Source organism: Streptomyces sp. NPDC127092, assembly GCF_042722475.1.
In the GTDB taxonomy this organism is placed as follows: domain Bacteria; phylum Actinomycetota; class Actinomycetes; order Streptomycetales; family Streptomycetaceae; genus Streptomyces.
Genome location: NZ_JBHXFE010000004.1, coordinates 120,185 through 130,864 on the forward strand (window position 1 = coordinate 120,185; position 10,680 = coordinate 130,864).

Annotated in this window: 9 protein-coding genes; 2 read left to right on the plus strand and 7 right to left on the minus strand. The window is 71.0% G+C overall.

The window, feature by feature from the left end; translation table 11 throughout:
• Positions 1–37: 37 nt before the first annotated feature.
• Together ACFWJO_RS04885 and ACFWJO_RS04890 are read right to left on the minus strand one after the other, a co-directional pair.
• Positions 38–2,176 (minus strand): 3-hydroxyacyl-CoA dehydrogenase NAD-binding domain-containing protein, encoded by a 2,139-nt coding sequence (locus tag ACFWJO_RS04885; RefSeq protein ID WP_386863404.1) that lies wholly within the window; start codon positions 2,174–2,176, stop codon positions 38–40.
• The gene (locus ACFWJO_RS04890; protein ID WP_356068361.1) at positions 2,173–3,399 is read right to left on the minus strand and encodes an acetyl-CoA C-acyltransferase; all 1,227 of its coding nucleotides are present in this window, start codon (positions 3,397–3,399) and stop codon (positions 2,173–2,175) included. The genes ACFWJO_RS04885 and ACFWJO_RS04890 overlap by 4 nt, the downstream gene beginning before the upstream one ends.
• 322 nt (positions 3,400–3,721) lie before the next feature.
• On the opposite strand from ACFWJO_RS04890, the gene ACFWJO_RS04895 reads away from it, so the two are divergent.
• Positions 3,722–4,852: an alpha/beta fold hydrolase gene (locus ACFWJO_RS04895; protein ID WP_386863405.1), complete on the plus strand. Its 1,131-nt coding sequence runs from the start codon at positions 3,722–3,724 to the stop codon at positions 4,850–4,852.
• A gap of 90 nt (positions 4,853–4,942) precedes the next feature.
• Here ACFWJO_RS04895 and ACFWJO_RS04900 read toward each other — a convergent pair whose 3' ends face one another.
• The 5 genes from ACFWJO_RS04900 to ACFWJO_RS04920 all read right to left on the minus strand — a co-directional run bounded on the left by ACFWJO_RS04900 (position 4,943) and on the right by ACFWJO_RS04920 (position 9,381).
• Positions 4,943–6,226, minus strand: coding sequence for an HRDC domain-containing protein (locus tag ACFWJO_RS04900; RefSeq protein ID WP_386863406.1), 1,284 nt, complete (start codon positions 6,224–6,226; stop codon positions 4,943–4,945).
• A 362-nt stretch (positions 6,227–6,588) separates the two neighbouring features.
• Entirely contained in the window at positions 6,589–7,014 is a 426-nt protein-coding gene (locus ACFWJO_RS04905; protein ID WP_386863407.1) for a zinc ribbon domain-containing protein, read from the minus strand.
• Positions 7,011–7,538, minus strand: a complete 528-nt coding sequence (locus ACFWJO_RS04910) for a hypothetical protein (protein WP_386863408.1) — start codon at positions 7,536–7,538, stop codon at positions 7,011–7,013. The genes ACFWJO_RS04905 and ACFWJO_RS04910 overlap by 4 nt, the downstream gene beginning before the upstream one ends.
• 206 nt (positions 7,539–7,744) lie before the next feature.
• Positions 7,745–8,410 carry a response regulator transcription factor gene (locus tag ACFWJO_RS04915; protein WP_017242457.1) on the minus strand — a complete coding sequence of 222 codons (666 nt, stop codon included), beginning with the start codon at positions 8,408–8,410 and terminating at the stop codon, positions 7,745–7,747.
• Between the two features lie 245 nt (positions 8,411–8,655).
• Positions 8,656–9,381: a DUF3000 domain-containing protein gene (locus tag ACFWJO_RS04920; protein WP_386863409.1), complete on the minus strand. Its 726-nt coding sequence runs from the start codon at positions 9,379–9,381 to the stop codon at positions 8,656–8,658.
• A 91-nt stretch (positions 9,382–9,472) separates the two neighbouring features.
• On the opposite strand from ACFWJO_RS04920, the gene hemE reads away from it, so the two are divergent.
• The gene (gene hemE, locus ACFWJO_RS04925; RefSeq protein ID WP_386863410.1) at positions 9,473–10,549 is read left to right on the plus strand and encodes a uroporphyrinogen decarboxylase; all 1,077 of its coding nucleotides are present in this window, start codon (positions 9,473–9,475) and stop codon (positions 10,547–10,549) included.
• Positions 10,550–10,680 lie beyond the last annotated feature (131 nt).

A 10,680-nucleotide genomic window follows, 5' to 3' on the forward strand; every position in this document is an offset into this window, starting at 1 on the left:
GTGCCGGGCCGTCACACGTACGGGTCACGCGCTGGCGTTACGCCGGGACGCTCGCCACGCCCTGCGCCAGGAACCGCTTGCCGTTGACGCGCTCGGAGACGCCCTCACGGTCCAGGTACGGCGTGATGCCGCCCAGGTGGAAGGGCCAGCCGGCACCGGTGATCAGGCAGAGGTCGATGTCCTGTGCCTCGGCGACGACACCCTCCTCCAGCATCAGGCCGATCTCCTGCGCCACCGCGTCGAGGACGCGGTCACGGGCCTGCTCCTCGGTCAGGACGACGTCGCCCTGCTTCAGGAGCGCGGCGACCTCGGGGTCGAGCTCCGGCTTGAAGCCGTTCTCCGCGTTGTAGACGTAGAAGCCGCGCTTGCCGGCCTCGACGACCGCCTTCAGGTTGGGGGAGACCGTGAAGCGCTCCGGGAAGGCGCGGTTCAGGGTCTCGGAGACGTGCAGACCGATCGCCGGGCCCACGAGCTCCAGGAGGACCAGCGGGGACATCGGCAGACCCAGCGGCTCGACCGCCTTCTCCGCCACGGCCACCGGGGTGCCCTCGTCGATGATGTTCTGGATCTCGCCCATGAAGCGGGTCAGGATGCGGTTCACGACGAACGCCGGAGCGTCCTTCGTCAGCACACCCGTCTTCTTCAGCTTCTTGGCGACGGCGAAGGCCGTGGCCAGCGAGGCGTCGTCGGTCTTCTCGCCGCGGACGATCTCCAGGAGCGGGAGGATCGCGACCGGGTTGAAGAAGTGGAAGCCGACCACGCGCTCCGGGTGCCGGAGCTTGGAGGCCATCTCCGAGACGGACAGCGAGGAGGTGTTGGTGGCGAGGATCGCGTGCGCCGGAGCGACCGCCTCGACCTCGGCGAACACCTTCTGCTTGACGGACATCTCCTCGAACACGGCCTCGATGATGAAGTCCGCGTCCGCGAAGCCCGCCGCCTTGTCCAGGACACCGGAGACCATGCCCTTGAGGCGGTTGGCCTTGTCCTGGTTGATGCGGCCCTTGCCGAGCAGCTTGTCGATCTCGCCGTGGACGTAGCCCACGCCCTTGTCGACGCGCTCCTGGTCGATGTCGGTCAGGACGACCGGCACCTCGAGGCGGCGCAGGAAGAGCAGGGCCAGCTGGGAGGCCATCAGACCGGCGCCGACGACACCGACCTTGGTGACCGGGCGGGCCAGGTTCTTGTCCGGCGCGCCGGCCGGGCGCTTGCCGCGCTTCTGCACCAGGTTGAAGGCGTAGATGCCGGAGCGCAGCTCGCCGCCCATGATCAGGTCCGCGAGGGCCTGGTCCTCGGCGTCGAAGCCCTTCTGCAGGTCGCCGTCCTTGGCGGCCTCGACGATGTCGAGGGCGCGGTAGGCGGCCGGGGCGGCGCCGTGCACCTTGGAGTCGGCGATGGCACGGCCCTTGGCGACGGCCTGGTCCCAGGCCTCGCCGCGGTCGACCTCGGGACGCTCGACCGTGACGGAGCCGTTCAGGACACCGGCGGTCCAGACGAGCGACTGCTCCAGGAAGTCGGCGCCCTCGAAGATCGCGTCGGCGATGCCGAGCTCGAAGACCTGCTTGCCCTTGAGCTGGCGGTTCTGGTTGAGGCTGTTCTCGATGATGACCGAGACGGCCTTCTCCGCGCCGATCAGGTTCGGCAGGATCGTGCAGCCGCCCCAGCCGGGCACCAGGCCGAGGAAGACCTCGGGCAGCGAGAAGGCCGGCAGGGCCTTCGAGACGGTGCGGTAGGTGCAGTGCAGACCGACCTCGACGCCGCCGCCCATGGCAGCGCCGTTGTAGTACGCGAAGGTCGGCACGGCGAGCGCGGACAGACGCTTGAAGACGTCGTGGCCGCCCTTGCCGATGGCGAGCGCGTCGGAGTGCTGCTTGAGCAGCTCGACGCCCTTGAGGTCCGCGCCGACGGCGAAGATGAACGGCTTGCCGGTGATGCCGACGCCGACGATCTCACCGTTCGCGGCCTCGGCCTCGACCTGGTCGATCGCCGTGTTCAGGTTGGCGAGCGACTGCGGGCCGAAGGTGGTCGGCTTGGTGTGGTCGAAGCCGTTGTCCAGCGTGACCAGCGCGAACCGGCCCGCACCCGCGGGGAGTTCGAAGTGACGTACGTGGGCCGAGGTGACGACCTCGTCCGGGAAGAGCTCGGCGGCGCCCTTCAGAAGCTCTGCGGTGGTGCTCACTTGCTGCCTCCGGCGTCCTTGTGGTTCGGGTTCTCCCAGATGACCGTGGCGCCCATGCCGAAGCCGACGCACATGGTGGTGAGGCCGTAGCGGACCTCCGGCTGCTCCTCGAACTGGCGGGCCAGCTGCGTCATCAGACGGACGCCGGAGGAGGCGAGCGGGTGGCCGTACGCGATGGCGCCGCCGTACTGGTTGACGCGGGCGTCGTCGTCGGCGATGCCGTAGTGCTCCAGGAAGGCGAGCACCTGGACGGCGAAGGCCTCGTTGATCTCGAACAGCTGGATGTCGTCGATCGTGAGACCGGCCTTGGCGAGGGCCTTCTCGGTGGCCGGGATCGGGCCGTAGCCCATGACCTCGGGCTCGACGCCGGCGAAGGCGTAGGAGACCAGGCGCATCTTCACCGGGAGGTTGTTCTCGCGGGCGAAGTCCTCGGAGGCGATGATCGAGGCGGTGGCGCCGTCGTTGAGGCCGGCCGCGTTGCCCGCGGTGACGTTGCCGTGGACGCGGAACGGCGTCTTCAGGTTGGCCAGCGACTCCAGCGTGGTGCCCGGGCGCATCGGCTCGTCGGCGGTGACGAGGCCCCAGCCGGTCTCGCCGCCCTCGGGAGAGGTGCGGCGCACCGAGATCGGCACCAGGTCCTGCTGGATCTTGCCGTCGGCGTACGCCTTGGCGGCCTTCTCCTGCGAGCGCACGGCGTACTCGTCGGCGCGCTGCTTGGTGATGGTCGGGTAGCGGTCGTGCAGGTTCTCGGCGGTCATGCCCATGAACAGGGCGGACTCGTCGACCAGCTTCTCGCTGACGAACCGCGGGTTCGGGTCCACGCCCTCGCCCATGGGGTGACGGCCCATGTGCTCGACACCACCGGCGATGACGGCGTCGTACGCGCCGAAGGCGATGGAGCCGGCGACCGAGGTGACGGCGGTCATCGCGCCCGCGCACATGCGGTCGATGGAGTAGCCCGGCACGGACTGCGGCAGACCGGCGAGGATGCCGGCCGTGCGGCCGAGGGTCAGACCCTGGTCACCGATCTGCGTGGTCGCGGCGATGGCGACCTCGTCGATCTTCTTCGGGTCGAGGCCGGGGTTGCGGCGCAGCAGCTCCCGGATGGCCTTCACGACGAGGTCGTCGGCGCGGGTCTCGTGGTAGATGCCCTTCGGGCCCGCCTTGCCGAACGGGGTACGGACGCCGTCGACGAAGACGACGTCCCTGACGGTACGAGGCACGATGGCTCTCCTCCAGGGTGCGGGATGGCACTGCTGCTGCTGGGCGCGCGGCCCGGCACGCGGCTAAGCGCGCGCTTGCTACCCCCATGCTACTTGCGGGTAACCAAGCTGCCCAGTCCCCCCGCCCCAAGCGGCGAACGTCACACCCCTCACATCGGGCCGGAGCCTCCGCGTGCGCCCTCCGTGCGCCCGTCCGATCGGAGGTTTCCCCCACCCGATGGGCCCAGGAACGGGGCCGCGCCGCCGGCGACGGGTACGCATCGAGCCGAGGCCCGGCACCGCCCGGAACCAGGCCCAGGACCCGACACACGGAAGGATTCCCATGGCAGCGGTGATCACGAAGGACCACGAGGTCCCCCACAAGTCCACCATCCCCGCGAACAAGGACGAGATGGTCAAGCTCTTCGTGCGGGAACGGGACGGCACGCCCCTGGGACACCTCCCGGAGCGCAAGGCCGTTCTCATGCTGCACGGCCGGAGCATCCCGGCGCTCGCGGCCTTCGACCTCCAGCACGGCTCCTACAGCTGGGGGGAGCACCTGGCCAAGGCCGGCTACGACGTCTTCATGATGGACCTCCAGGGTTCCGGACGGTCACCGCGTCCCAAGATGGACGACCCGCGCAACGCCAACCCCGCCAACCAGAACCTCCTCAAGCCACGACCACCGGGCTTCGTCCCCGGCCCGGTGAACTACGCGTTCCAGCTGAACAACTCGTACAGCGACCGGGACGAGCTGAACACCGTCGTGGAGTACATCCGCAAGGAGCGGCAGGTCGACAAGATCGCGTTCATCGGCTACTCCGCCGGGGCGGTCACCATGGGGCCGTACGCGGTGAACAACCCCGGCAAGGTGGAGAGCCTGTTCCTGCTGGCGCCGACCTTCCCGCCCGACGGCACCTCGAACCCGCCCAGCCAGCTTCCGCAGCCGGGCTTCCCGATGTTCCTCGGCACGCGATGGGGCCTCGAGTCGGCGTGGAACAACGAACTGGGCTGCGACGGCCAGCGCGAACCCGGCATCGTCGAGAAGGCCTGGGCCGCGGTGATGGCGAACGACCCCGTGGGCAGCACCTGGGGGCCGCCGGAGGGCCTCAACCGGATCCGGAACTTCGTCCGCTGGGGCTGGAACAAGACGACGGCGGCGCAGGGCGGAGTCCTCGGCGGAGCGGTGCCCCTGCTGATCGTGTACGGCGAGCACGACGCCACGGTCAACACCTCACCGCCCAGCTCCAACCCGGAACTCAACTTCTCGGTCCCCGCCCTCTACAACGCCGTCACCGGCCCCCACAAGCTCATGGTCAAGGTCGACTGCGCCGGGCACACGCTGATCTGGGAGGAGCAGCACCAGAACGTGCACAACCTCTCGAAGCACTGGCTCAAGCACCTCAAGGTCGACGGCAAGACCCAGGGCGTCTTCGAGATGAACACCAACGGCGACCTCAGCCCGGCCCCGTAGAACGACACGGCGACACGGCGACACGGCGACAGAACGGCGGAGGCCCCGGTGCGCCGGCACCGGGGGCTCCGCCACGCGTACGGCGGGCGCTCAGGCGTGGGCCGCCAGCGCCGCCGCGAGCAGCGGCGTCACCAGCGCGACCTGCCACGGCCGGGCGCCGTAGCCCGCCAGGGCCTCGGCGACGGTGTCCTGGGTGGCGGGGGAGGGCGGCTCCCAGCACACCCGGCGCACCGTGTCCGGCGTGATGAGGTTCTCCTGCGGCAGGTTCAGCTCCTCCGCGAGCGCCGACACCGCGGTGCGCGCCGCCGCGAGCCGGGCCGCGGCTGCCGGGTCCTTGTCCGCCCACGCGCGCGGCGGCGGCGGGCCCGCCACCGGCTGGCCGGGCTGGGGCAGCTCGGCGTCCGGCAGGGCCTTCGCCCGGTCCACGGCCGCCTGCCACTGCTCCAGCTGGCGCCGGCCCATCCGCTGCCCGAAACCGGGCAGGGCGGACAGGGCACCCGCGTTCGGCGGCAGCGCGAGCGCCGCCTCCACGATCGCCGCGTCGCTCAGCACCTTGCCGGGCGAGACGTCGCGCCGTTGGGCGACCCGGTCACGGGCCGTCCACAGCTCCCGGACCACCGCCATCTGGCGGCGCCGCCGGACCTTGTGCATGCCCGACGTACGGCGCCAGGGATCCTTGCGCGGCGGGGCGGGCGGCGCGGAGGCGATGGCGTCGAACTCCTGGAGCGCCCACTCCAGCTTGCCCTGCCGGTCGAGCTCCTTCTCCAGCTCGTCGCGCAGGTCGACGAGGAGCTCCACGTCCAGCGCCGCGTACCGCAGCCAGGGCTCGGGCAGCGGGCGGGTGGACCAGTCGACCGCGGAGTGCCCCTTCTCCAGGGCGTAGCCGAGGACCGACTCGACCATCGCGCCGAGACCGACCCGCGGGAACCCGGCCAGCCGCCCGGCCAGCTCGGTGTCGAACAGCCGCGTCGGCACCATGCCTATGTCGCGCAGGCACGGCAGGTCCTGGGTCGCGGCGTGCAGGATCCACTCGGTCCCGGCCAGCGCCTCGCCGAGCCCGGAAAGATCGGGACAGCCCACCGGGTCGATCAGCGCGGTGCCCGCGCCCTCACGGCGGAGCTGGACGAGATAGGCGCGCTGCCCGTACCGGTAGCCGGAGGCGCGCTCGGCGTCCACGGCGACGGGGCCGCGGCCGGCGGCGAAGGCGGCGATCACCTCGGCGAGGGCGTCCTCGGTCTCGACGACGGGCGGAATGCCCTCACGGGGTTCGAGCAGCGGGATCGGCAGCCCATGCGCAGGGACGTCGTCGTCCGAGGGGGCGCCCCCGGTGGTTCGCAGTGCGGTGTCACTCGCGGTGTCTTGGGCGTCGGTCACCTGTCAAGGGTATCCGCCCGCGCAAGCAGCCGACCTGCACTCCAGAGGCCGGGAGGCACCTGACCTGCGAATGCTTCTGGTTACTTCTCGACGAATCCCGGAACTTCCGTGGTCATGTGCCCCGGGAACTGCCTGAAGGCTCCCCGTCAGCTGTTCGCCCGCAACCTCTTACCCCCGGACGAGGAGTGTGCCGGTGCGCTTCCCAGCTGGGGGAGGATGACCTCGGCCGTGACGTCGGTGAATCCTGCCTATGGCGGAGCAGTCAAGGGTATCTGTCACCTTCGTGGCCGCGACCGGCCGAGCTCGTGGGCTCGGTCGTTCGCGCCTCGTTGCGCTCCCGACTACCCCCTACGACGGGACGGTCACGGGTCGCATCTCTCGTCACCGGCTTTGGCCGGCGACGGGACGGGCATGGTGGCGAATGCCCACGCCGAGCGTGCGCGGTTGCGCACGTTGACCCCGGCGACGACGTCGGCAGGGCCAGCGAGCCCGCACCGACGACAACGGAACTGCTCCCGGGTGGGCCGGTTGGCCCGGCCGGTGTGACCGCAGCGCGGACAGCGCTGCGAGGTGAAGGCCGGATCCACCACGAGGAAGGGCACCGCGGCTCTGCGGGCCTTGTAGGCGAGGTGTTGCCCGAGCTGGTGGAACGGCCAGGAGGAGAGGGTGCCCCGCTGGTCGCGGCGAAGCCGTACCCGGTCCCGGATGCCATCGAGCTCCTCGATGGCGATCCCGCGACCGGTGCGTTGCGCGACAGACACGATCTCCTTGCTGATGCTGTGGTTCACCTGCGTGGCATGACGGTGTTCCTTCCTCGCCCACCGGGTGAGGCGACGGGTGGCCGAGCGGGTGCGCCTGGCCTGGACCTCGGCGCGCAGGCGAAGCGAACCCCCTTCATGCGCCCACCCACCGTCCAGATCGAGACTGTCCGCGCGTCGTACTGCCACGACAGGCAACGGTCGTCGAACGGCTGCGCCGCCTCCGGCCGGAAAACGACCGGCGAGCCGACAGCCGAGCGGTGCCGCTTCGAAGTGGGCGGGCCCAGGTTCGGGGCCCGCAGATTTGCCTTCAGCGCCGCGTAGGCGTCGACAACCTTCTTCACCACACGGACCGCCGGCTGAGCCGACAACCCGAACGACGCCTTCAGATCCCCGTACACCGCTTTCTGCAGACCATTGCGATCCTTCAGGCTCCTGGCGAAGGCGACACCGGAAGCGTGTGTGGCGGCCTGGTTGCAAGCACGCAGGGTCGCCTCAAGAGCCAACGCCTGCTCGGGCATCGGCAGCAGCTTCACCTGCACCACCAGCTTCACGACACCGGACCGTAGTGCGGCAGTCGTATGTTCGTGTGGTCTTGACTCCGTGATCACCGGATCGGGTAGCTTCTCGGATTTTCGTTTGATTTCTCTGCCGGCGCCGGCGGTCGACCGAGCGTCGAGGCATTCGCATCAGAACCTGGAAAAGGCGAAGCACCTGTCGGCGGAACGTTTAGCCGACAGGTGCTCGTCTGTGTCAGGTCTCAGTGGATGATCCCCGTGCGCAGGGCCACCGCGACCATGCCGGCGCGGTCGCCGGTGCCCAGCTTGCGGGCGATGCGGGCCAGGTGGCTCTTCACGGTGAGGGCCGAGAGGCCCATGGAGACGCCGATGGCCTTGTTGGACTGGCCCTCGGCGACCAGGCGGAGCACCTCGACCTCGCGGCCGGAGAGCTCGCGGTAGCCGCCCGGGTGGCTCGGGGCACCCGGGGGGCGGCGGTGGCCGAGGCGGGCGGCGGCGGAGCCGATGGGGGCGGCGCCGGGCCGGGTGGGGTGGCCGATGTTGGTGCGGGTTCCGGTGACGACGTAGCCCTTGACGCCGCCGGCGAGGGCGTTGCGCACGGCGCCGATGTCGTCGGCGGCGGAGAGGGCGAGGCCGTTGGGCCAGCCCGCGGCGCGGGTCTCGGACAGCAGGGTCAGGCCGCTGCCGTCGGGGAGGTGGACGTCGGCCACGCAGATGTCGCGCGGGTTGCCGACGCGGGGACGGGCCTCCGCGATGGACGACGCCTCGATGACGTCGCGCACGCCGAGCGCCCACAGGTGGCGGGTGACGGTGGAGCGGACGCGCGGGTCGGCCACGACGACCATGGCCGTCGGCTTGTTCGGGCGGTAGGCGACCAGGCTTGCGGGCTGCTCGAGGAGAACGGACACCAGGCCTCCTGGGGAAGGTGCGGGACGGAGCCGGCTCGGGGAAGAAGCCGGGGGCGAACCCGTGCTTTGAAGGGGTCACTGAGTCCTTCGGCAGCTGGGCCGCCCGCCTTTAGGGAAAGATCACGATTTGGTGAGTAACAATTGGGGCAATTCGGACGCGTGATCGATCATCGTACGAGCCTCACGCGTTCCGCACCCGAAAGTGTCCGAAAAACGCCGCAGTACGACACGCAGTCAGACACGTCCTACAGCTGCTGCGGTCCCCGCCGCTGGGGCAGCGAGACGATCCCCGCCCCCGACGTCGTCCCCGCGCCCGGACCCGCACCGCCGTCACCCGGCTCCACCGGAGCCGGCGGCAGCCCCGCCACCTGGCACAGCAGATCGCACCACGCCGCCAGGTGTGCCCCCGCGTCCGGCACCCCGGCCGGACCCTCCTGCGGCGTCCACGAGGCCCGGATCTCGATCTGCGTCGCCGGGCGCCGCTCCGCGAGCCCGCCGAAGTAGTGCGACCCCGCCATGGTCACGGTGCCGCCCGCCTCCCCGTACGTCAGGCCGCGCGCCTCGAACGCCCCGGTCAGCCAGGACCAGCAGACCTCCGGCAGCAGCGGGTCCGCCGCCATCTCCGGCTCCAGCTCCGCCCGGACCAGCGTCACCATCCGGAAGGTGCCCTTCCAGGTCTCGTGCCCTGCGGGGTCGTGCAGCAGCACGAGCCGCCCGTCCGCCAGGTCCTGCTCGCCCTCCACGACCGCCGCCTCCAGGGCGTACGCGTACGGGGCGAGCCGCTGCGGCGGCCGGGTCGGGTCCACCTCGATCTCCGGCCGCAGCCGGGCCGCGCGCAGCCCCTCGACCGCCCGCCGGAACGCGGCCGGTACCGGGTTCTTCTCCGTGGGATCCACCCTGTCGCCCGCCGTCTTCCTCGTCCCTCGAATGCCGTCGGAATGATCGGAAAAATGTCCCTGAGCCGCAGCCATGCGGGGAAGAGTAGGCGGAACGGGGCCCGTGCGCAGGGAGGGACACCCGGGCCGGGCGAGCGGCTTCTCGCCACATGCGAAGATTCTGGGCGTGAGCGCCAACCACGGCCCCGAGGGGCAGCAGACGAAGCACCAGCCGCAGACGTACGACTCCGCATTCCTCAAGGCGTGCCGGCGCGAGCCCGTGCCGCACACGCCGGTCTGGTTCATGCGGCAGGCCGGGCGGTCCCTGCCCGAGTACCTCAAGGTCCGCGAGGGCATCCCCATGCTCGAGTCCTGCATGCGGCCCGAGCTGGTCACCGAGATCACCCTGCAGCCGGTGCGCCGCCACAAGGTCGACGCGGCGATCTACTTCAGCGACATCGTCGTCCCGCTCAAGGCCATCGGCGTCGACCTCGACATCAAGCCCGGCGTCGGCCCGGTCGTCGCCGAGCCGATCCGCACCCGCGCCGACCTGGACCGGCTGCGCGACCTGACCCCGGAGGACGTCTCGTACGTCACCGAGGCCATCGGCATGCTCACCGCCGAGCTCGGCGCCACCCCGCTGATCGGCTTCGCCGGCGCCCCGTTCACCCTCGCGAGCTACCTCGTCGAGGGCGGTCCGTCGCGCAACCACGAGCACACCAAGGCGCTCATGTACGGCGACCCGCAGCTGTGGGCCGATCTGCTCGACCGCCTCGCCGAGATCACCTCGGCCTTCCTCAAGGTCCAGATCGAGGCCGGTGCCTCCGCCGTCCAGCTCTTCGACTCCTGGGTCGGCGCCCTCGCCCCCGCCGACTACCGCCGCTCGGTCATGCCGGCCTCGGCGAAGGTCTTCGACGCGGTCGCCCACTACGGCGTCCCGCGCATCCACTTCGGCGTGGGGACGGGCGAGCTGCTCGGCCTCATGGGCGAGGCCGGTGCCGACGTCGTGGGCGTCGACTGGCGCGTCCCGCTCGACGAGGCGGCCCGCCGGGTCGGCCCCGGCAAGGCGCTCCAGGGCAACCTCGACCCGGCCGTGCTGTTCTCGTCGCGGGAGGCCGTGGAGGCCAAGACGGACGAGGTCCTGGCCGCCGCCGCGGGCCTGGAGGGCCACGTGTTCAACCTCGGTCACGGGGTGCTGCCGACGACCGACCCGGACGCGCTGACCCGCCTGGTGGAGTACGTGCACACGCGGACGGCCCGCTGACCCCGGAGGGTGGCGCGTCGCCACGTGCCGTTGTGGGGGGAAAGGGAGTGGGGGGGGGGCAGGAAGAGGGGGGGGGGGGGAAGGGGGCGGGGGGGATGCCCTAACCACAGCGGGTCTGGGAGGATAAAAGG

Excerpts from the sequence above, each read along its gene's own strand:
- ACFWJO_RS04895 (WP_386863405.1), top strand. The coding sequence starts at position 3,722 with ATGGCAGCGGTGATCACGAAGGACCACGAGGTCCCCCACAAGTCCACC.
- ACFWJO_RS04920 (WP_386863409.1), bottom strand. The coding sequence starts at position 9,381 with ATGGCTGCGGCTCAGGGACATTTTTCCGATCATTCCGACGGCATTCGA.